Consider the following 21972-nt stretch of genomic DNA (forward strand, 5'->3'; position numbering starts at 1 on the left):
TAATATTAAAGGAGATGCTAATGCGTATAATTGTTGTTACTTCGGGTAAAGGTGGAGTAGGGAAAACTACTTCTAGTGCTGCTATAGCTACCGGATTAGCTAAAAATGGTAAAAAAACAGCTGTTATCGATTTTGATATTGGATTACGTAATCTTGATTTAATCATGGGATGTGAAAGAAGAGTTGTTTATGATTTTATCAATGTTTTACAAGGAGAAGCAACATTAAATCAAGCATTAATAAAAGATAAAAAAAATAAAAATTTATATATTTTACCTGCTTCACAAACAAAAAATAAAGATGCCTTAACTTATAAGGGGGTAGAAATAATTTTAAAAAATTTATATACTATGAATTTTGATTTTATAATTTGTGATTCACCTGCAGGTATTGAAACTGGAGCTTTAACTGCATTATATTTTGCAGATGAAGCTATTATTACTACTAATCCTGAAATTTCTTCTATTAGAGATTCTGATAGAATATTAGGTATTATTTCTTCACAATCTAAAAGAGCTAAATATGGTGAAGATCCTATAAAAGAATATTTATTATTAACACGTTATAATCCTATCAGAGTAGATTGTGGAGATATGTTAAGTATTGATGATATTATTGAAATTTTAGGTATTAAAATAATAGGTGTTATTCCTGAAGATCCTTTAGTTTTAAGGGCATCAAATCAAGGTAAAAGCATAATTTTAAATAATAATTCTAATGCTTCACTAGCATATAATGACACAGTAAAGCGTTTATTAGGAGAGAAAATCCCTTTGCGTTTTATAAAAATTAAAAGAAAAAATTTTTTACAACGTTGGTTTTGGAGATAATATGAATTTTATTAATTTTTTTTTATCAAAAAAAAAAAAAACTGCTAATATTGCGAAAAAAAGATTACAAATTATTATATCAGAAGAATCAAAAACAGGATATATATATCCTTGTTATATTACACAATTAAAACAAGAAATATTAAAAGTAATTTCTAAATATATTAAAATTAATCCAAATATGATTAATATAGAATTAGATGATAAAAAAAAGAATATATCAAAACTAGAATTAAATATTACATTACCTAAAACAAAAAAATATATTAAAAATCATAATAAATAGAAATTAGTTTTAGAATATATTTTTAATATAATTAATTTTATAATCTTTTTGTATTTTTTTTTGATTTAATAAAATATTATTTATAATATTAATAATTTCTTCTGAAAAAGAAGTATTATTTTTAATAAAATATATTTTTAAATTTTTGTTTAATATTTTTTTTATATCATATTCTAAACATTGATTTTTATTATATATTAAAGACCATATTCCTTTTAATAATAAAACTTTTTTAATAAAATTTTTATAATTCACTAAACATTCATTATTTTTTCCAATCCATAAACCTTTTTTATTTCTTTTATATAATGAAAAATATAAAAATTCTTTATTACAATTAATAATGGTTATTATTTTTTTAATTCCTGTTATTTTCCAAGATTTTTCTGCTAAAATCATTAAATGTGATAATCCTATTTTAGGAATATTAAAAACATAAGAAATACTTTCTATTGTTGCAATTCCTATTCTTATACTTGTAAAATTACCAGGTCCTAAATTATATCCTAATAAATTTATTTGAGATAATGATATATTAGCTTGTTGTAAAATATCATTAATTAAAAAAAGTATATATTTCATATGAGAAAAAGGACAATATTGAATTTTTTTATAAATAATTCCATTATTTTTTAAAATAACTGAACAATATTCTGTAGATGTATCAATAGTTAAAATATTTTTATACATGTAATTTTTATTTAATAATAAATTTATTGTTTAAAATTAAAATTATGTTATAATTTTATTGTTTTAATAAAATTTCAACTGTAATGTTGATGATTATAATATATTATTTTATAAAATAATATATTAAATATCTAAAATTAGAATAAATTTTATAATAATTATATTAAGATAATTTTAATATAATATTATTTACGTATTGTTATGAGATATAAAATAATAATAATTGAAGTGAGGGATAAACTCATGACAACAATAGTTAGTGTTAGAAAAAATGATAATGTAGTTATCGGTGGTGATGGACAAGCAACTCTGGGACATATTATAATGAAAGGGAATGTAAAAAAAATTCGCAAATTATATCATGATACAGTAATTGCTGGTTTTGCCGGTGGAACTGCAGATGCATTTACTCTTTTTGAATTATTTGAGCAAAAATTAGAAGTATATCAAGGAAATTTAACTAAATCAGCCGTAGAATTAGCCAAAGATTGGAGAACAGACCGTATTTTACGTAAATTAGAAGCTTTACTAATAATTGCAGATAAAGTTACTTCTTTAATAATTACAGGTAGTGGCGATGTTATACAACCTGAAAATAATATAGTAACTATTGGGTCTGGTGGCCCATATGCTCAAGCATCAGCTCGTGCTTTATTTGAAAATACTGATTTAAGTGCATATGAAATAGTAAAAAAATCTTTAAATATAGCAGGAGATATTTGTATTTATACTAATCATAATTTTACTATTGAAAAATTACAATGTAAATAAGCATGAGGAAAATGCTCATTATGTCTGAAATGACCCCAAAAGAAATCGTTAAAGAATTAGATAAATTTATTATTGGCCAAGAAAGTGCAAAAAAAGCCGTAGCTATAGCATTAAGAAATCGTTGGCGTCGTATGCAATTAAATGAAAATTTAAGGCAAGAAGTGACACCTAAAAATATACTTATGATAGGTCCTACTGGTGTTGGAAAAACAGAAATTGCACGTAGACTAGCAAAGTTAGCTAATGCTCCTTTTATTAAAGTAGAGGCAACTAAATTTACTGAAATTGGTTATGTTGGTAAAGAAGTAGATTCTATAATTCGTGATTTAACTGATGTAGCGATAAAAATGATAAGGATACAAGCATTTAATAAAAATTGTAATAGAGCTAGAGAAATGGCAGAAGAAAGAATTTTGCATGTTTTAATCCCGAATAAAAATAATTGGAAACAAGATGATAATCTTGAATCTATTAGACAAAAATTAAAAACTAAATTAAAAAATGGATTATTAGATAATCAAGAAATTGAAATTAATTTGTCTAGTACTCCTATGGGTATAGAAATTATGGCTCCTCCAGGAATGGAAGAAATGACTAGTCAATTACAATCATTATTTCAAAATTTAGGGGGTAATAAACAAAAAAAACGTAAATTAAAGATTAAAGATGCTTTTAAATTATTAATGGAAGAAGAAGCAGGTAAATTAATTAATAATGAAGATATTAAACATAAAGCTATAGAAGCAGTAGAACAAAATGGTATTGTTTTTTTAGATGAAATAGATAAAATTTGTAGAAGAAGTAATAATGTATCTTCTGATATTTCTAGAGAAGGAGTACAAAGAGATTTATTACCATTAGTAGAGGGATGTACAGTATCAACAAAACATGGAATGGTTAAAACAGATCATATTTTATTTATTGCTTCAGGATCATTTCAAATATCTAAGCCTTCTGATTTAATCCCTGAACTTCAAGGAAGATTACCGATTAGAGTAGAATTAAAAGCATTAACTAGTAATGATTTTGAAAGGATTCTAACAGAACCTGATACATCTATAACAGTACAATATAAAGCATTATTAGCAACTGAAAAAGTAAATATATCTTTTACTAAAGACGGTATTACAAGAATTGCAGAATCTGCTTGGAAAGTTAATGAAACTACAGAAAATATAGGAGCTAGAAGATTACATACTGTTCTAGAACATTTAATGTCTGATATTTCCTATAATGCTAATGAATATAATAATAAATCTATTGTTATTGATAAAAACTATGTAAGTGCACATCTTGATACATTAATAATTAATGAAGATGTTAGTAGATATATTTTATAATATATTTTTTATTATAAAAAGTTTTATAACTCATAATTTAAAAAATCTTAAAATTAAGAATTTCTTTCTTTTAAAATTTTTATTATATCATATAAACTAATATTTTTTATTTTTAATAAAACTATTAAATGGTAAATTAAATCAGCTGTTTCTTGTATAGTTTCTTTTTTATTATTGTCATTTGCAGCTATGATAGTTTCTATAGCTTCTTCTCCTACTTTTTGGGTAATTCTTTTTAAACCACTTTTATATAAATTATAAGTATATGAAGATTCTATAGAATTTTTTTTTTTATTTAAAATATATTCTAATAAATATAAAAAAGTAAAATCTGATATAGTATTTTTAAAACAACTATATTCATTTAAATGGCATGTTTTGTTTATAGGATGAACTAAAATAAGTAATGTATCTTTATCACAATCTGTTGTAATTTTTTTTACATATAAAAAATTACCTGTTGTCTCTCCTTTTGTCCATATTTTATTTTTAGTTCTAGAAAAAAACGTAACTTTTTTAGTTTCTAAAGTAATTTTAAGTGATTTCTTATTCATGTAAGCATGCATAAGTATTTGTCCTGAAATTTTATGTTGTATAATAACAGGAATTAATCCATTTGTTTTAACCCAATTTAAATTATTTAAATTATTTTTTATTAACATATTCTTACCTCAATATTTTTTTTATATAAAAATTTTTTTAATGTATGTATATTAATAATATTTTTATGAAATACTGATGCTGCTAAAGCACCATCAACATTAATTTTTTTATGGAAAACATCATAAAAACTATTTAAAGAACCTGCTCCACCAGAAGCTATTAAAGGAATTTTACAAATTTTTCTTACTTTTTTTAATTGTAATAAATCATATCCTGTACATAATCCATCTTGATTCATCATATTTAAAACTATTTCTCCAGCACCTAATTCTTGTACTGTTTTAATCCATTCAATAGTTTCCCATTTTGTTATTTTTATATTTTTCTGATTACCAGTATATTTATACACATAATATTTTCCATTTTTTTTGTTATACCAAGAATCTATACCTACAACAATACATTGTTTACCAAAATATTTAGATAATTTTGTAATTAAATAAGGATTATTTAATGCAGGAGTGTTTATAGATATTTTTTCAGCACCTAAATATAATATTTTTGCGGCATCATCTATAGATTGTATACCTCCTGCTACACAAATAGGTATACTAATTATTTTTGCAATTTTAGATATCCATTTTTTATTTACTAAACGTTTATCAATAGATGCTGTAATATCATAAAATACTAATTCATCAGCTCCTTCTTTATCGTACTTATGAGCTAGTGATAAAATATCTCCTACAATTTTATGATTTTTAAATTTTTTCCCTTTAACTACTACATTTTTATAAACATCTAAACAGGGAATTATTCTTTTTGCCAACATAAATTAGCCTCTTGAATCGTAAATTTTTTTTCTAAAAAAGCTCTTCCTATAATTATATGTTTTACTCCAATATTTTTTAAATTAGTAATATCTTGAAGTGAAGAAATACCTCCTGATGCTTGAAAAAATATTTCTGGATATTTTTTTACTATTTCAGCATATAAATTTATATTTGGTCCTAAAAAAGTTCCATCCCTAGAAATATCTGTACATAAAACATTTTTTAGTCCTAAATATAAAAATTTTTCAATAATATCTTCAAAAATAATATTACTTTTATTTTGCCAACCATTAATAAATACTATTTTTTTATTATTTTTATCAATTTTAAGATCTAATGCTAAAATTATAGAATACGGATTATATAATTTAAACCATGTTTTAACATTTTCAAAATCTTGTATAATTGAGGATCCTAATATGATTTGAATTTTAGATGTTAAACTAAAAATTAAATCTATGTCTTTTTTAGTTCTAATACCTCCTCCTAATTGTATAAAAGGTAGTTTATGTTTAAAAATATTTTTTAATAAAACTATCTGTTTTTTACCTGGATTTTTTGCTCCATCTAAATCTATAATATGAATTTTTTTAGTTCCTTGTTTAATATATTTTTTAATATAGAATAAAGGTTCATGTTCATATTTTCGTTTTAAATTAAATTTTCCTTGATGTAATCTAACTACTTGTCCTTTTATTAAATCAATTGCGGGGATAATCATATTTTATTTTATATATTTAAAAAATTTTTAATTAATTGAATACCATTATTTCCTGATCTTTCTGGATGAAATTGTACTCCAAAAAAATTTTTTTTTTGAATAGCAGAACTAAAAATATTGTCATAATTAGTAGTAGCTATTGTATAATTATTAATATTAATATTATAACTATGTGAAAAATAAAAATAAGAATTTTGATTAATATTATGAAATAATGGTGATGATATTATATAATTTACTTTATTCCAGCCCATATGAGGAATAGGTGTATATTTATTATTCATTAAATTTACAGAATAGTTTAAAATACCTAATGTAGGAGTACCTCCATTTTCTTCACTATATTTTCCTAATATTTGCATACCTAAACATATTCCTAAAACATCTGTCTTACAATTTTGAAGTAATCTTATTAAATTAGCACTTTTTAATTTTTTTATTATAGAATTAGCAGACCCTACACCTGGTAAAAAAATTTTTTTAGCATTTAAAATTAAATCCTTATTGTTTGTAATTTCAGAATTAAATCCTATTTTTTTTATAGTAGATTTTAAAGAATAAAAATTACCACAAGATGTATCTATAATAACAATTTTCAAATTAAAACTCCTTTTGAACTAGGAATATTATCATTAACTATTTTAATAGCTTGTTTTAAAGAACATCCAAATGCTTTAAACAAACTTTCTATTTTATGATGATCATTATCTCCTGTGACTTTTAAATATATATTACATGCCATAGAATATGAGAGAGAATAAAAAAAATGTTTAATCATTTCTGTACTTAAATCACCAATTTTTTGGTATTTAAATTTTACATAATATTGTAAATATGGTCTTCCTGATAGATCTAATGAACATTGGGCTAAAGATTCATCCATTGGTAATATAAAACCAAATCTGTTAATTCCTTTTTTATTACCAATAGCTTTAGTAAAAGCTTGTCCTAGTGATATTGCAATATCTTCTATTGTATGATGATCGTCAATATATAAATCTCCTTTACTATAAATATTTAAAACAAATCCACCATGTACCGCTATTTGTTCTAACATATGATTTAAAAAATTAATTCCAGTATTAATTTTATTTTTACCTATTTTATTTAAAAAAAGTTCAATATGTATGGAAGTTTCTTTGGTAACTCTTTTTATTATAGCATATCTTTTTATTGGTGTTAACTTAGTTAAAATATTTAACCAATTACATGTTTTTTTATTATATAAAATACCATTAATGCCAATATTTTTAGCTAATTTAATATCAGTCAAACGATCTCCTATAACATAACTATTCTTTTTATCTAAATTATTATTTATATATGAATTTAATAATGTTGTATTAGGTTTTCTGCAAATACAATTATTATAAGAATAATGAGGACAAATTAAAACATTTTCAAATTCTATATTTTGCGACTTAAAAACATTAATCATAAAATTATGAGGAATATTAAAAGATTCATAAGGAAAATCTATACTTCCTAAGCCATCTTGGTTGGTAACTATCACAAATAAATATGAAAATTTTTTTAATTCTGATAATGCAATAATTACATATTTTTCAAAAAATAATTTGTTGATATGATCAACTTGATGATTATTTGTAGGTTCAGTAATTAAAGTTCCATCTCTATCGATAAAAAGTATTTTTTTTAACATATAATAATTTCTTTTTCTTAAAATTTTATTAAGATAATTGTTGTAATTCAAAAAATAATTTTTTACATTCAAATATTGTTCCTATCGTAATTCTTAAACAATTATTTAAATTTTTTTGATTATTTTGATTTCTTATAATGATTTTTTTTTTATTTAATTTTTTAAATATATAATCAGAATTATAAAATTTTACTAAAATAAAATTAGTTGAACTATTAAATATATATTTAACACAACGACAATTATATAAATTTTTTACTAACCATTTTTTATTATTAATAATTGTTTGTACATTATTTTTCATAATAATTAAATTTTTTAAATTTAAAGCTTGTATAGCTATATCTGTAGAAGGTTCAGATATTGGATATGGAGCGATAACTTTAAGTAAAGTATTTATAATATATTCATTTGTTAAAAGAAAACCACAACGTATTCCTGCTAATGCAAATGCTTTTGATAAAGTTCTTAATATAATTAAATTATGATACTTATTTATTAAGTAAGTAAAAGTTTGATCAATACAAAATTCAATATATGCTTCATCAATAACAATCATTGTCGTATTTTTTGTTAATTCTAATAATTCTATTATAATATTTTTATTTATATAGTTACCAGTAGGATTATTAGGATTACAAATATAAATAATTTTAACATTATTAAGATTTTCTTTAATTTTATTTAAATTTAATTCCCAATTAATATTATTACTATTAATAGTTATATATTTTATATCTAATATTTGAGCAGTAACACGATACATATCATATGTTGGTGGGCAAAATAAAATTTTATCATTTTTCTGATTACAGAAAGTACGCATAACTAAATCAATACCTTCATCTGCTCCTCTTGTAACTAAAATATTTTTAACATTTAAATTAACATATTTACTATATAAAACAATTAATTTTTTTGGTTGTGGTTCTGGATATTTATTAAATATTTTTTTATTTAAAGAAAAATAAGAAATTATAGAAGATTCATTTGCATTTAATGCAATTAAATTTTTATTATCATTATCTTTATATAATAACCGGGCAGATTTGTATGGAATTAAATTAATAATATTTTTTTTAATAATTTTATTAATATTATCTATTTTTTTATTTTTCTCCTGATGTATATTATTTTTATTAATATATTTTTTTCTTATTGTAACAGAATTACTATGACCTAATAAATTTTCTTTTTTTGCCATAATTTCTACTGTATCAGAAATATTTAGTAATCCTTTCTGAGTTAATTTTTGAACAGACATTCTTTTTTGAAAATCTGATACTCCTAAACATGAATATGTTGAAGCATAACCATAAGTAGGTAAAACATGATTAGTTCCTGAAGCATAATCTCCAACTGATTCTGGAGACCAATTACCTAAAAAAATTGATCCTGCATTCATAATTTTAGGTAAAATTTTATCATAATTATGACATTGAATAATAAGATGTTCAGGAGCATATTTATTTATTATTTTTATACATTCTTCAATATTTTTTACTATTATAATATAGCTTTTTTTTAAAGATTTTTTTGCTATATCTTTTTTAGGTAATTTTTCTAATTGTTTCAAAAGTTTTTTTCTAACTAATTTTGCTATTTTTTCTTCAATAGTAATTAAAAACACTTGTGAATCTATTCCATGTTCTGCTTGTGATAATAAATCAGCTACAATAAAATTATGATTTGCTGATTTGTCAGCTAAAATCATTAATTCTGATGGTCCTGCTGGCATATCTATAGAAATATTATTATAAGTTGTATTTTGACTACTTACTTGTCTTTTAGCTTCTGTAACAAACACATTTCCTGGACCAAAAATTTTATTTACTCGATTAATCGTTTCTGTTCCAAAAGCCATTGCTGCAATAGCATGAGCTCCTCCTACTTGAAAAATATTTTTTATATTGCATAAATATGCAGAAAATAAAATTTCATTAGATATGGGAGGGGGAGAACATAATATAATATTAGGACATAATGCTAATTTAGCTGGAATTCCTAACATTAAGACAGTAGAAAATAATGAGGATGTACCTCCAGGAATATAAAATCCTATTTTAGAGATAGGACGTACAATTTGATTACAAAATACCCCAGGTATAATTTCTATAATTTTATTCTTTAAATTTTGATATTTATGAAATTTATATATATTATCATATGCCTTTTTTATAGCATTTTTAATTTTTTTATCTACATAAATTTTTGAATTATATATTTTTTCTTTATCTATTTTTAAATTATTAATTTCGATTTTATCAAATAAAAAACTATATTTTTTTAATGCCTGATCTCCTTTTTTTTTTACTTGATTTAAAATATCAGTTACATTATTTTTAATTGTTTTATCTATTAAACATATAGGCCTAGACAATATCTTTTGTTTTTGTTTTTTATTATAATTATTCCAATAAATTAAATTATTTATAATTGTCATTTTAACTACTCCATTATCTTTTCGATAGGTAAAACTAAAACAGAACTGACTCCTAATAATTTTAATTTTTCTATTTTTTCTAAAAATAGTGTTTCGCTACATACCATATGTATGGCTACTTTTTTATTTTCTCCTATTAATGGTAAAATAGTAATGTTTTTTATATATGATAATAAAGACATAACATGTTTTAATTTTTTACTAGGAACATGTAACATTACATATTTAGATTCTCTAGCTTTAATAACTCCTTTAATTCTTGTTAATAACTTATTTATTAATTGTTGTTTAAAATTTGTTATTTTATCATAACGTTGAATTAAACAAGCCTGTGAAGTATATATAGTTTCAACTTCTTTAATTCCATGTGCTTCTAAAGTAGCTCCTGTAGATACTAAATCACAAATAGCATCTGATAAACCTAATCTAGGTGCTAATTCTACTGAACCATTTAACATACAAGATTTAAATTTTATATGATGTTTATCAAGATATTTTTTTAATAAATTAGGATAAGAAGTTGCAATACAAGTATTCTGTAAAGATTGTAAACCTAAATACTGTTTATTAATAGGCATTGCTATAGATAATCTACATATACCAAAATTTAGTTTTCTTAATGTCAAATAATTTGCATTATCACCTCGTGATAATCTATTTAACACTTCTTCTTCTAAAACATTTTTACCAATTATTCCTAAATCAACTACTCCTTCCATAATTAAACCAGGTATATCATCATCACGTACTTTTAAGATATCAATCGGCATATTTTCCGCAAAAGCTATTAACTTACGTTGTTGTAAATTAATTTTAAGACCACAACTTTTTAAGAGCTTACTAGATTCATTACTTAAACGACCAGATTTTTGCATAGCTATGCGTAAACGATTGTTATCTAGCATACTTATATCCTTTTTTTTTTAAAATAAAATTTAATTTTAAAAATTAATTAATTTATTTAAACTTAAATAAGTTATAACAAAATAACAACTATTTTTATTATTAATTTTATTAAAATGAAAAATATTTATTTTTCTTTTATGTATCCAAAATCTTCATTTATAGGATTATTAGCTGAAATACGAGCTAATTTATCACATTTATTATTCATTTTATTATATGAATGACCTTTAATCCATTTCCAATAAATATTATGATTAGATAACAATAATTCTAATCTTTTCCATAAATCAATATTTTTAACTTTTTTTTTATTATTACGAAACCAATTACATTTTTTCCAATTATATAACCATATTGTAATACCTTTTTTTAAATAAATACTATCAGTAAATATATAAATATTACAATTTTCTTTTAAAGATTCTAATGCAATAATAGAAGCCATTAATTCCATTCTATTATTAGTAGTTAAAAAAAAACTTTTAGTCAAAATTTTTTCATATTTATGATATTGTAATATAGCTGCACATCCTCCAGGACCAGGATTATATATACAAGAACCATCAGTAAAAATATTTATACTTTTATACATATTATTTTAATAAAATTTATATTATTTATATAACAAATATGAAAAAAATTAATATACGTCAAGTAGTTTTAGATATAGAAACAACAGGGATGAATTTATCTCATCCTTATTATATAGGACATCGTATTATAGAAATAGGAGTAATAGAAATTATTAATCGTCATATTACTAAAAATTATTTTCATACATATATCAATCCACAAAAAACTATAAGCAAAGAAGCATTTAATATCCATGGTATTTCTAACACATTTTTAAATAAAAAACCTTTTTTTTCTGATATTTTTAATAATTTTTTAAATTTTATAAAAAATTCAGAACTTATTATACATAATGCACAATTTGATATTAATTTTTTAAATTATGAATTATCATTATTAAATAATAAATTACCTAAAATTGAAAATATTTGTATTGTTAAAGATACACTAAAAATGGCTAGAAATATATTTCCTGGAAAAAGAAATTCATTAAATTCTTTATGTTCTAGATTTAATATTAATATAAATAAACGTAATTTACATGGAGCTTTATTAGATGCAAAATTATTAGCTAAAGTTTTTTTATTTATGACGACAAAACAAAATTCATTTCAATTAAATTTCTTAAAAGAAAAAAATAATAGTTTTAACAATCAATTAAAAATTTTATGTAAAAAATTAATAAAAAAAAAAAGATTAATTTTAAATGCTTCTAATGAAGAATTAAGATTACATAAATTAAAATTAGAATTAATTAAAAATACATGTGGTTTTAATTTATGGAAATCATAAAAAATATAAAAAAGTATTGACTGTTAACTATCTGATAGATAATATAATAGTAATTATGGTGCGATAGTTCAGTTGGTTAGAATACCGGCCTGTCACGCCGGGGGTCACGGGTTCAAATCCCGTTCGCACCGTGTTATTTATTTTTAAATAAAAAATTAATATGATAATGTTAATCATTATTAATCCATAACACACATGATTTTTTATATAATTCCAAATTATTTTTTAAAATATCAATTAAATCTGAGCAAATTTCTTTTTTATTTATGAAATCATTAATCCAAAAAAAAACAGTAAAATTTATTGAGTTATTAGTAATTTCATCAACAATAACGTTAACAATTGAATTTTTTATTATTTTATCATTTACTGATACAGTATCTAATAAAATTTTTTTAATCATATTTATATCTTTTTGTATTAAATTTCTTGCAATACCTAAAGTAATTTTATTTCTATATGCATTAGATTTAGAAAAATTTATTATATTTTCAGTTAATATTTTCCCATTAGGTACAGATATAATACTCCCGTCAAATGTTTTAAAAAGAGTACAAAAAATTTCAACATTAGTAATTTTTCCAGTTACATTACCAATATTAATATAATCTCCTACTTTAAAAATACGAAAAGTAATAATTAATAATCCTGATGCTAAATTTGCTAAAGCGCTTTGCCATGCTAAACCTATAACTAATCCTATAGTACCAAATGCAGCAAAAATTGACGACGTCTTTAATCCTATACTACTTAATGCACTAACAATAACAAATACTGTTAAACTATATTTAAAAATATTTGTAAGAAATCCAGTTGTAATAGGGTCTATATTTCTTATAGTAAAAACATTTCTTACAGTTTTAGTAAAAATTTTAACTCCCCATAATCCAAAAAATAGAATCATACCAGCTAAAATAAAATGTTCACATTGATATAAAATAAAAATTTTATTTTGAAATATCGTAGATATTATAAAATCTAATACACTAGTAAATTTATTCATATTATATAATCCATTTTATGAAATAATTCGTATTTTTTTTATAGTTAAAATAATTTATTTTTTATAAAATATTAATTGCATTTAATTCTTTAAATGTTTTTTCTAATCTTTTTTGCATAGAAATCTGTGAAGCTCTAATCCATGATCTAGGATCATAATATTTTTTATTTGGTTTATTAACACCTTGTGGATTTCCAAGTTGTTTTTGTAAATATTTTTTATATTTTTTATAAAATTTTAATACACCTTTCCATGTAGCCCATTGTGTATCTGTATCGATATTCATTTTAACAACACCGTAATTTATAGAATCTTTTATTTCTAAAGGTGTAGAACCAGAACCTCCATGAAAGACAAAACTAATAGAATTATTAGGAATATTATGTTTTTTACTAATAAATTTTTGTGATTTTTTTAAAATTTTTGGTAATAATTTTACATTACCTTTTTGATATACTCCATGTACGTTTCCGAAAGAAGCTGCAATAATAAATTGAGAACTAATTAATTTTAATTTTTCATAAGCATAATTAATATCATGTGGGTCTGTATATAATGATTTTTTATTTAAATTACTATTATCAATGCCATCTTCTTCACCACCGGTACATCCTAATTCTATTTCTAATGTCATTTTCATTTTTGACATTCTTTTTAAATAACGACTACATATTTTAATATTATCTTGAATAGATTCTCTAGATAAATCTATCATATGAGATGAAAATAAAGACTTTTTATGTATTAAATAATATTTTTCATTTTCATCTAATAAATGATCAATCCAAGATAATTTGTTTTTCGGACAATGGTCAGTATGTAAAATAACTGGAATACCATAATATTTAGCAATATTATGAACATGTTTAGCACCAGATATAGCTCCAATTATTGAAGATAAATGTGGATTTTTTTTTTCTATTCCTTTACCTGCAATAAAGGAAGATCCTGAATTAGAAAATTGAATAATTACTGCAGATTTTAATTTTGCAGCAGTTTCTAAAACTATATTAATAGAATCAGTACCTATACAATTAATAGCTGGTAAAGCAAATTTATTTTCTTTTGCTATTTTAAATATTGTTTGTACATCATGACCTACAACAACACCAGGTTTGATAAAATTTAAAATTTTAGACATAATATATACTTTACATACCTTATTAAAATTTTTTATTGTTAATAATTTTATTATTTTAATTTTTAAATAAAATATTATGAAATATTTTCTAATATAGATATAACAGGTAATTTATTTCCCTCTATATATTTTAAAAAAGATCCTCCACCTGTAGAAATATAAGAAATTTTATTAAATGAGTTAAATAATTCTATAGCAGCTAAAGTATCTCCTCCTCCTATAATAGAAAAAGCATTACTATGTGTAATTGCTTTAATTATCATTTCAGTTCCTTTTCTAAATTGTTTAAATTCAAACACTCCAATAGGTCCATTCCATAATATGGTTTTAGCTTTTTTTAATTCATTTTTAATTATGTTTATAGTTTTATTACCTATATCAAGAATTTTTTCATTTTTTAAAATATTATTAATATCTTTGTTTTTTATTAAAGAATTATTGGTAATAGATGTGCTAACTATACAATCAATAGGCATAATTATATTTTTATATTTTTTCATTATTTCTTCAGCTAATAAAATAGCATTAGGTTCATATAATGAATTTCCGATATTATTGTTTAATGATAATAATGTATTTGCTATACCTCCACCTACAATAACTTTATCTGATAATTGAGTTAATTTTTTTAAAATATTAAATTTTGTTGATATTTTAGATCCTCCTATAATAGAAATTATAGGTTTTGCAGGATTTTTTAAAAATTTATTTAAATTTTTTATTTCATTTATTAGTAATAATCCTGCACAAGATTTTTTAGCAAAATTCATAATACCATATGTAGAGGAATGGAGACGATGTGAAGTAGCAAATGCGTCCATTACAAATATATCACATAAAGATGCATATTGCTTAGATAATTTTTCATTATTATTTTTTTCACCAATATTAAAACGGACATTCTCTAAAAGAATAATTTCATCTTTTTTAAAATTACATCCATTTAAATAATCTTTTTGTAAAGATACTTTATGATTTAAAATTTTTTCTAAATATATAGCAATTTTTTTTAAAGAAAAAAATTTATTATATTTTCCTTCAATAGGTCTTCCTAAATGAGATGCTATAATTATTTTAGATTTTTTTTCCAAGGCGTATTTTATAGTAGGTAATGATAATTTAATTCTCATAGCAGAAGTAATATTACCATGTGCATCTAAAGGTACATTTAAATCGGATCTAATTAATAAAATTTTATTTTTAATATCCAAATCTAGAATACTTAACATAAGTAATTAATCCTAATATATATAGTTAAAATAATTAATTGTATGATTTTAAATTTTTTTTGATTTTTAAAATAATATTTTCAACAGTAAAACCAAATTTTGTAAATAATTTATTTGCAGAAGCAGAATAACCAAAAGAATTAATACCAATTACACTACCATTTAAACCTACATATTTATACCAAAAATCTTTTGATCCAGCTTCAATAGCTATTTTACATTTAACATTCTTAGGTAATATATAATTTTTATATTCTTTTGTTTGCTCATCAAAAGTATCTGTAGATGGCATTGATATTACTCTGATTTTATATTTTAACAAAGATAATTTTCTATATACTTCAACTGCTAAAGAAACTTCTGAACCTGTAGCTATTAATATAATTTGCGGATTTTTATCTAAACAATCTTTTAAAATATATGCTCCATATGATATGAAAGATATCTTTTTTTTACTTCTTTTTTGTGTAGGTAAATTTTGTCTAGATAAAATTAATATAGTTGGTTTATGTATATTTTCAATACTAATTTTCCAAGATATAGCTGTTTCTATTTTATCACATGGACGCCAAATACTAATATTAGGAATTAACCTCAAACTAGATAGTTGTTCTATTGGTTGATGTGTTGGCCCATCTTCTCCTAAACCAATAGAATCATGAGTAAAGATCATTATATTTCTTATTTTCATTAAAGCAGCCATTCGAATAGCACTGCGACAATAATCAGAAAAAACTAAAAAAGTAGCTGTATAAGGAATAAAACTATTATATAAAGCAATACCATTTGCTATTGCTAGCATACCAAATTCTCTTACTCCATAATAAATATAATTCCCATTTTTAAATTTATTGATTGGTTTAGAATTTTTTAAAATAGTTAAATTACTACTAGATAAATCTGCTGATCCTCCTAATAATTCTGGTAATAATTTTGAATATTTTTGTAAAATATACTGTGATGCTTCTCTTGTAGAAAAATTAGTATTAATACTATTATTTAATTTGTAAATAAAATTATTAATTTTTTTATCCCAATCACAAGGAAGTATATTATTAATTCTTCTTTTAAATTCTTTAGCTAAAATAGGAAATGCATTACAATATTTTTGAAACATATTTTTCCATTTTAATTCTTTGATATTACCTATTTTTTGCGCATCCCATTTTTTGTAAATAGACGAAGGAATTTTAAAAGGTTTATAATTCCAATTTAAATTTTTTCTTGTTAAAAAAACTTCTTTTTCTCCTAAAGGAGAACCATGTGAAATATTTTTTCCTGATTTATTAGGTGATCCAAAAGCAATAATTGTATTACAAATTAATAAAGAAGGTTTATCTTCTTTAAAAGATTTAGCTTTATTAATAGCTTTTTCTATACTTTCAAAATTATGCCCATCTATATTAGATATAACATTCCATCCATAGGCTTTAAATCTTTTTTTTGTATCATCATTAAACCATCCTTTAACATCTCCATCTATAGAAATACCATTATTATCATAAAAAACGATTAATTTTTTTAATTTTAATGTTCCTGCTAAAGAACATACTTCATGAGAAATACCTTCCATTAAACAACCATCACCTAAAAAAACATAAATATAATGATCAATAATATTGTAATTTAACTTATTAAATTGAGCAGCTAATGTTTTTTCAGATATTGCCATACCAACAGCATTAGCTAATCCTTGTCCTAATGGTCCTGTACTAGTTTCAATATTAGGAGTACATCCAAATTCAGGATGTCCTGGTGTTTTAGAATATAATTTTCTAAAATTTTTTAAATCAGAAATTGTTAAATTATATCCAGTTAAATGTAACAAACTATAAATAAGCATTACACAATGTCCATTTGATAATATAAATCTATCACGATTAATCCATTGAGGATTATTGGGATTATGATTTAAATATTTACGCCAAAGTACTTCAGCAATATCTGCCATACCCATAGGAGCACCAGGATGTCCTGACTTAGAATTTTCTATAGCGTCTATACTTAAAAATCGAATAGCATTAGCAAGATCTCTTCTAGAAGGCATAATATAAGTTACTCCTAAAATTTTAATAAAATATTTTTAAAAAATTCTTTATATAAAGGAATATATACGTAAAATGTTTTAAAATCTATTTTTTCTAATTTTAAAATTTTAGAGATATAATGTATTTAAAATAATAACTTTATTTACATTTTATTTTATTTAAATATATACTAATGTAATTAGAATTTTTTTATAATTATATAAGGTAACATTAATGACGGAATATTTATTTACTTCAGAATCTGTATCAGAAGGACATCCTGATAAAATAGCAGATCAAATTTCTGATGCTATATTAGATGATATAATAAAACAAGATATTAATGCACGTGTAGCATGCGAAACATATATTAAAAATAATATGGTATTAATTGGAGGAGAAATAACAACAAAAGCTATTTTAAATATAGAAAAAGTAACTAGAAAAACAATAAAAGATATAGGATATAATAATTCAAATTCTGGATTTAATTCTACTACATGTACTATATTAAATATTATTAGTAAACAATCAGAAGATATTAATAGAGGAATAACATCTAACTTAAGTAAATATAATCAAGGAGCAGGAGATCAAGGTTTTGTATTTGGATATGCAACTGATGAAACTGATGTTTTTATGCCAGCCCCTATTATATATGCACATAAGTTAGTACATCAACAAGCATTAATTAGAAAAAAAAAAGTTCTATCATGGTTAGAACCAGATGCTAAAAGTCAAGTTACTTTTAAATATAAAAATAATAAAATTATTGATATAGATTCTGTAGTTTTATCAACACATATTTCAAAAGAAATATCATTTAAAGAATTAGAAGAAGCAATTATGGAAGAAATTATTAAACCAGTATTACCTAAAATATGGATAAATAAAAAAACAAAATTTTTTATTAATCCTTCAGGACGTTTTATTATAGGAGGTCCTATAAGTGATTGTGGTTTAACAGGAAGAAAAATTATTGTAGATACTTATGGGGGGATGGCAAGACATGGTGGAGGAGCTTTTTCAGGTAAAGACCCCTCTAAAGTAGATAGATCGGCTGCTTATGCTGCTCGTTATATAGCAAAAAATATAGTAGCATCATCTTTAGCTTCACGGTGTGAAATACAAATTGCATATATTATTGGTATTGCTAATCCAATTTCAATAATGATAAATACATTTGGTACTGGAAAAGTATCTAATAAAAAAATAATTTCTTTTATTCGTGAAATTTTTGATTTAAGACCTTTTAATTTAATTAAAATGTTAAATTTATTACAACCAATATATAAAAAAACAGCTTCTTATGGACATTTTGGTAGAAATATTTTTTCATGGGAAAAAACAGATCAAACACATAAATTTAAAGATTTTTTTAAAATTAAATAAAATTTTTTTTTACTATAACTTAAATTTAATAAATTAAATTTTTTGAATACTAACAACTTTTTCATTAAGTTTTGTTTTTATTATAGTAACTCCTTTAGTATTACGTCCCACAACACAAATTTCTGATATATTAATACGGATTAATGTACCCATATTAGTAATTATAAGAATTTGATCATTATCTTTTACTTTTAAAGTATCAACTAATTTCCCATTTCTATTATTAATTTTCATTGATATAATTCCTTTTGTTGATCTAGATTTTGTAGGAAAAGCTTGACTATTAGTACATTTACCATATCCATTTTCTGTTATGGTAAAAATATTATTTTGTAATTTACTATTTTTTATAGTTATTAATGAAACGACAGAATCTTCTTTTTTTTTTGAAAAATTAATACCTTTTACACCTAGTGTATTTCTTCCTATTGATTTAATTTGAGATTCATTAAATTTTACTACTTTACCTAATGAAGAAAATAACATGATTTTATCATTTTTTTTCGTAATAGCTACTGCTATTAAAGAATCATTTTTTTTTAATTTTATTGCAATAATTCCATTAGATCTAGGTTTATTAAATTTATCTAAATTTGTTTTTTTGACTTTTCCTTGTGCAGTCACCATAATTAAATTATAATTATTTTTATAATTATTTACTCTAAGAAAAGTATTAATAATTTCATTATTTTTTAAAGGAATTAAATTTATAATAGGTCTACCTTTTGCATATCTATTAGCTTCAGGGATATTATATACTTTTAACCAATACAAATATCCTGTATTAGAAAAACATAAAATATTATCATGAGTATATGCTATTAATATTTTAGATATAAAATCATTATCTTTTAATTTTACAGCTATTTTCCCTTTACCTCCTCTATGTTGTAAATTATATTCAGTAATTTTTTGATATTTTATATATCCTTGATGAGAGAGAGTAATTATAACTTTTTCATGATTAATTAAATCTTCTTTTTGAATGGTAGATTTATTATCTAAAATAATTTCTGTTTTTCTTTTATCTCCAAATTCTTTTTTTACTAATACTAATTCGTTATATACTATTTTCATTAAATATTCATAATTTTCAATAATTTTAGTTAAATTTGATATTTTATATATTAAATTTTCATATTCTATACATAATTTTTTATGTTCTAAATTTGTTAATTTATTTAATTTTAATTCTAAAATAGCTGTAATTTGTTTATCACTAAAATGATAATTATCATTAAATTTTATTAAATTAGAATTAGTTAAATAAATATTTAATGTTTTTTTTTCTTGTAAATTAAATATTTGAAATATATTTGGTATTTTCCAAGATTGTAAATAAATTTTATTTTTTAAAGTTTCTGATATTTTAGATGAACGTATAATATTTATAATTTCTTTTATATTAAGTAAAGCAACTATTAAACCTTCTAAAATATGTGCTTTATTTTGTGCTTTAGTTATTTCATAATTTGTTCGTCTTATTACTATTTCACGCCTATGAGAGATAAATGCTTTAATAATTTTTTTTAAAGACATTAATGTAGGTTTACCTTTATATAAAGAAACCATTTTTATACTAAAAGTAGTTTGTAAAGGAGTTAATTTATATAAATTATTTAAAATTACATTAATTGATATATCGTATTTTATTCTAATTAAAATTCTTATACCATCTTTATCAGATTCATCTCTTAATGTTTTAATACCCTGAATTTTTTTCTCTTTTATTAAATTAGCTATTTTTTCTATTAATTTAGATTTATTTACTTGATAAGGAAGTTCATAAATTATAATTGTTTTATATTTTTTTTTTTTATCTTTAATAATTTTAATACGTCCTCTAAGAAATATTTTTCCTTTTCCTGTAATATATGCATTTTCAATTTCATGAATACCATAAATAATACCTGCAGTAGGAAAATCAGGCCCAGGAATAGAATTCATTAATTCTTTAATTGTAATGTTGTTATTTTTAATATATGCTAAACAAGCATTAATTACTTCTATAATGTTATGAGGGGGAATATTAGTTGTCATTCCCACAGCTATACCAGAAGAACCATTAATTAATAAATTAGGGATTTTTGTAGGCATTATTTCAGGAATTTTTTCTGTACCATCATAATTTGGTAAAAAATTTACTGTATTTTTTTCTAAATCATTAATAATTTCTTGTGAAATTTTAGACATTTTTATTTCAGTATAACGCATAGCTGCAGCTGAATCTCCATCAATAGAACCAAAATTACCTTGACCATGTATTAATGGATATCTTAATGAAAAAGATTGCGCCAACCTAACAATTGTATCATAAACAGCATTATCTCCATGAGGATGATATTTACCTATAACATCTCCTACTATTCTTGCTGATTTCTTGTAAGATTTATTCCATGTATTTCCTAATATATACATAGCATATAATATTCGTCTATGTACTGGTTTTAATCCATCTCTTACATCTGGTAAAGCTCTACCTATTATAACTGACATTGCATAATCTATGTAAGAATTTTTTAATTCTTCTTCAATATTAATTAATTTTATTTCTTTAGCAAAAGAATTCATGTAAATAAATATCCTTTTAACTTAATTTTATAAGTTATATATTTGTTATTTATATTTCTAAATGTATAATTTATAATATTAATTTTTATAAATTTATACTTATACAATAAAATTAATTATATTAATATGTATAAACTTATATATTTTTATATATTATT

General features: G+C 21.9%; 20 protein-coding genes, 1 tRNA gene and 1 pseudogene. 7 read left to right on the forward strand and 15 right to left on the reverse strand.

The features are described 5' to 3' along the window. Positions 1–14 precede the first annotated feature (14 nt). Together minD and minE are read left to right on the forward strand one after the other, a co-directional pair. Positions 15–830: a septum site-determining protein MinD gene (minD, locus tag GJU01_RS00560; protein ID WP_168867916.1), complete on the forward strand. Its 816-nt coding sequence runs from the start codon at positions 15–17 to the stop codon at positions 828–830. A gap of 1 nt (position 831) precedes the next feature. Continuing rightward, entirely contained in the window at positions 832–1116 is a 285-nt protein-coding gene (gene minE / locus GJU01_RS00565; protein ID WP_168867917.1) for a cell division topological specificity factor MinE, read from the forward strand. A 9-nt stretch (positions 1117–1125) separates the two neighbouring features. Here the strand turns inward: minE and tsaB are convergent, their stop codons facing one another. Beyond that, positions 1126–1806 carry a tRNA (adenosine(37)-N6)-threonylcarbamoyltransferase complex dimerization subunit type 1 TsaB gene (tsaB, locus tag GJU01_RS00570; RefSeq protein ID WP_168867918.1) on the reverse strand — a complete coding sequence of 227 codons (681 nt, stop codon included), beginning with the start codon at positions 1804–1806 and terminating at the stop codon, positions 1126–1128. A 243-nt stretch (positions 1807–2049) separates the two neighbouring features. Here tsaB and hslV point away from each other — a divergent pair, with 243 nt between their 5' ends. Next, positions 2050–2577 (forward strand): ATP-dependent protease subunit HslV, encoded by a 528-nt coding sequence (gene hslV / locus GJU01_RS00575; protein ID WP_168867919.1) that lies wholly within the window; start codon positions 2050–2052, stop codon positions 2575–2577. 20 nt (positions 2578–2597) lie between these two features. After that, on the forward strand, positions 2598–3917 hold the full coding sequence (gene hslU / locus GJU01_RS00580; RefSeq protein WP_168867920.1) for an ATP-dependent protease ATPase subunit HslU: 1320 nt from the start codon (positions 2598–2600) through the stop codon (positions 3915–3917). Positions 3918–3970: 53 nt separating this feature from the next. Here hslU and hisIE read toward each other — a convergent pair whose 3' ends face one another. The 9 genes and pseudogenes from hisIE to rnhA all read right to left on the reverse strand — a co-directional run bounded on the left by hisIE (position 3971) and on the right by rnhA (position 11678). Then, entirely contained in the window at positions 3971–4579 is a 609-nt protein-coding gene (hisIE, locus tag GJU01_RS00585) for a bifunctional phosphoribosyl-AMP cyclohydrolase/phosphoribosyl-ATP diphosphatase HisIE (RefSeq protein ID WP_168867921.1), read from the reverse strand. Further along, on the reverse strand, positions 4573–5352 hold the full coding sequence (gene hisF, locus GJU01_RS00590; RefSeq protein WP_168867922.1) for an imidazole glycerol phosphate synthase subunit HisF: 780 nt from the start codon (positions 5350–5352) through the stop codon (positions 4573–4575). The genes hisIE and hisF overlap by 7 nt, the downstream gene beginning before the upstream one ends. After that, positions 5334–6074: a 1-(5-phosphoribosyl)-5-[(5-phosphoribosylamino)methylideneamino]imidazole-4-carboxamide isomerase gene (locus tag GJU01_RS00595; protein ID WP_168867923.1), complete on the reverse strand. Its 741-nt coding sequence runs from the start codon at positions 6072–6074 to the stop codon at positions 5334–5336. The genes hisF and GJU01_RS00595 overlap by 19 nt, the downstream gene beginning before the upstream one ends. Before the next feature lie 8 nt (positions 6075–6082). Beyond that, complete coding sequence (gene hisH, locus GJU01_RS00600) at positions 6083–6673, reverse strand: imidazole glycerol phosphate synthase subunit HisH (protein WP_168867924.1); 591 nt, start codon at positions 6671–6673, stop codon at positions 6083–6085. After that, a complete protein-coding gene (hisB, locus tag GJU01_RS00605; RefSeq protein WP_168867925.1) occupies positions 6670–7737 on the reverse strand; it encodes a bifunctional histidinol-phosphatase/imidazoleglycerol-phosphate dehydratase HisB in 1068 nt (355 codons plus the stop codon). Before hisB ends, hisH begins: the two co-directional genes overlap by 4 nt. 28 nt (positions 7738–7765) lie before the next feature. Then, positions 7766–8896: a histidinol-phosphate transaminase gene (gene hisC, locus GJU01_RS02260; protein WP_246208935.1), complete on the reverse strand. Its 1131-nt coding sequence runs from the start codon at positions 8894–8896 to the stop codon at positions 7766–7768. After that, positions 8879–10180, reverse strand: a pseudogene (gene hisD / locus GJU01_RS02265) (histidinol dehydrogenase); the annotation flags it as partial. The pseudogene hisD and the gene hisC, both read right to left, overlap by 18 nt. Before the next feature lie 5 nt (positions 10181–10185). After that, on the reverse strand, positions 10186–11085 hold the full coding sequence (hisG, locus tag GJU01_RS00615) for an ATP phosphoribosyltransferase (protein WP_168867926.1): 900 nt from the start codon (positions 11083–11085) through the stop codon (positions 10186–10188). Positions 11086–11210: 125 nt separating this feature from the next. Next, positions 11211–11678 (reverse strand): ribonuclease HI, encoded by a 468-nt coding sequence (rnhA, locus tag GJU01_RS00620; RefSeq protein WP_168867927.1) that lies wholly within the window; start codon positions 11676–11678, stop codon positions 11211–11213. Between the two features lie 38 nt (positions 11679–11716). Between rnhA and dnaQ the strand changes: the two genes are divergently transcribed. Together dnaQ and GJU01_RS00630 are read left to right on the forward strand one after the other, a co-directional pair. Continuing rightward, positions 11717–12451: a DNA polymerase III subunit epsilon gene (gene dnaQ / locus GJU01_RS00625; RefSeq protein WP_168867928.1), complete on the forward strand. Its 735-nt coding sequence runs from the start codon at positions 11717–11719 to the stop codon at positions 12449–12451. A 57-nt stretch (positions 12452–12508) separates the two neighbouring features. Then, positions 12509–12582, forward strand: a tRNA-Asp gene (locus GJU01_RS00630). A 38-nt stretch (positions 12583–12620) separates the two neighbouring features. Here the strand turns inward: GJU01_RS00630 and GJU01_RS00635 are convergent. From GJU01_RS00635 to tkt, 4 genes are all read right to left on the reverse strand, one after another. After that, complete coding sequence (locus GJU01_RS00635; protein ID WP_168867929.1) at positions 12621–13454, reverse strand: mechanosensitive ion channel domain-containing protein; 834 nt, start codon at positions 13452–13454, stop codon at positions 12621–12623. Between the two features lie 61 nt (positions 13455–13515). Then, complete coding sequence (fbaA, locus tag GJU01_RS00640; protein ID WP_168867930.1) at positions 13516–14595, reverse strand: class II fructose-bisphosphate aldolase; 1080 nt, start codon at positions 14593–14595, stop codon at positions 13516–13518. A gap of 74 nt (positions 14596–14669) precedes the next feature. Continuing rightward, positions 14670–15824 carry a phosphoglycerate kinase gene (locus GJU01_RS00645; RefSeq protein ID WP_168867931.1) on the reverse strand — a complete coding sequence of 385 codons (1155 nt, stop codon included), beginning with the start codon at positions 15822–15824 and terminating at the stop codon, positions 14670–14672. A gap of 34 nt (positions 15825–15858) precedes the next feature. Then, positions 15859–17871 (reverse strand): transketolase, encoded by a 2013-nt coding sequence (gene tkt, locus GJU01_RS00650; protein WP_168867932.1) that lies wholly within the window; start codon positions 17869–17871, stop codon positions 15859–15861. A gap of 214 nt (positions 17872–18085) precedes the next feature. Here tkt and metK point away from each other — a divergent pair, with 214 nt between their 5' ends. Beyond that, complete coding sequence (gene metK / locus GJU01_RS00655; RefSeq protein WP_168867933.1) at positions 18086–19243, forward strand: methionine adenosyltransferase; 1158 nt, start codon at positions 18086–18088, stop codon at positions 19241–19243. A gap of 33 nt (positions 19244–19276) precedes the next feature. Here the strand turns inward: metK and gyrA are convergent, their stop codons facing one another. Beyond that, the gene (gene gyrA / locus GJU01_RS00660; RefSeq protein ID WP_168867934.1) at positions 19277–21814 is read right to left on the reverse strand and encodes a DNA topoisomerase (ATP-hydrolyzing) subunit A; all 2538 of its coding nucleotides are present in this window, start codon (positions 21812–21814) and stop codon (positions 19277–19279) included. Positions 21815–21972: the final 158 nt, after the last annotated feature.

The organism is Enterobacteriaceae endosymbiont of Donacia vulgaris, from assembly GCF_012568445.1.
In the GTDB taxonomy this organism is placed as follows: domain Bacteria; phylum Pseudomonadota; class Gammaproteobacteria; order Enterobacterales; family Enterobacteriaceae.

Excerpts from the sequence above, each read along its gene's own strand:
- GJU01_RS00595 (WP_168867923.1), bottom strand. The coding sequence starts at position 6,074 with ATGATTATCCCCGCAATTGATTTAATAAAAGGACAAGTAGTTAGATTA.
- metK (WP_168867933.1), top strand. The coding sequence starts at position 18,086 with ATGACGGAATATTTATTTACTTCAGAATCTGTATCAGAAGGACATCCT.
- hslU (WP_168867920.1), top strand. The coding sequence starts at position 2,598 with ATGTCTGAAATGACCCCAAAAGAAATCGTTAAAGAATTAGATAAATTT.
- hisG (WP_168867926.1), bottom strand. The coding sequence starts at position 11,085 with ATGCTAGATAACAATCGTTTACGCATAGCTATGCAAAAATCTGGTCGT.
- GJU01_RS00635 (WP_168867929.1), bottom strand. The coding sequence starts at position 13,454 with ATGAATAAATTTACTAGTGTATTAGATTTTATAATATCTACGATATTT.
- hisB (WP_168867925.1), bottom strand. The coding sequence starts at position 7,737 with ATGTTAAAAAAAATACTTTTTATCGATAGAGATGGAACTTTAATTACT.
- hisIE (WP_168867921.1), bottom strand. The coding sequence starts at position 4,579 with ATGTTAATAAAAAATAATTTAAATAATTTAAATTGGGTTAAAACAAAT.
- minD (WP_168867916.1), top strand. The coding sequence starts at position 15 with ATGCTAATGCGTATAATTGTTGTTACTTCGGGTAAAGGTGGAGTAGGG.
- hslV (WP_168867919.1), top strand. The coding sequence starts at position 2,050 with ATGACAACAATAGTTAGTGTTAGAAAAAATGATAATGTAGTTATCGGT.
- gyrA (WP_168867934.1), bottom strand. The coding sequence starts at position 21,814 with ATGAATTCTTTTGCTAAAGAAATAAAATTAATTAATATTGAAGAAGAA.
- hisF (WP_168867922.1), bottom strand. The coding sequence starts at position 5,352 with ATGTTGGCAAAAAGAATAATTCCCTGTTTAGATGTTTATAAAAATGTA.
- tsaB (WP_168867918.1), bottom strand. The coding sequence starts at position 1,806 with ATGTATAAAAATATTTTAACTATTGATACATCTACAGAATATTGTTCA.
- GJU01_RS00645 (WP_168867931.1), bottom strand. The coding sequence starts at position 15,824 with ATGTTAAGTATTCTAGATTTGGATATTAAAAATAAAATTTTATTAATT.
- minE (WP_168867917.1), top strand. The coding sequence starts at position 832 with ATGAATTTTATTAATTTTTTTTTATCAAAAAAAAAAAAAACTGCTAAT.
- fbaA (WP_168867930.1), bottom strand. The coding sequence starts at position 14,595 with ATGTCTAAAATTTTAAATTTTATCAAACCTGGTGTTGTTGTAGGTCAT.
- dnaQ (WP_168867928.1), top strand. The coding sequence starts at position 11,717 with ATGAAAAAAATTAATATACGTCAAGTAGTTTTAGATATAGAAACAACA.
- rnhA (WP_168867927.1), bottom strand. The coding sequence starts at position 11,678 with ATGTATAAAAGTATAAATATTTTTACTGATGGTTCTTGTATATATAAT.
- tkt (WP_168867932.1), bottom strand. The coding sequence starts at position 17,871 with ATGCCTTCTAGAAGAGATCTTGCTAATGCTATTCGATTTTTAAGTATA.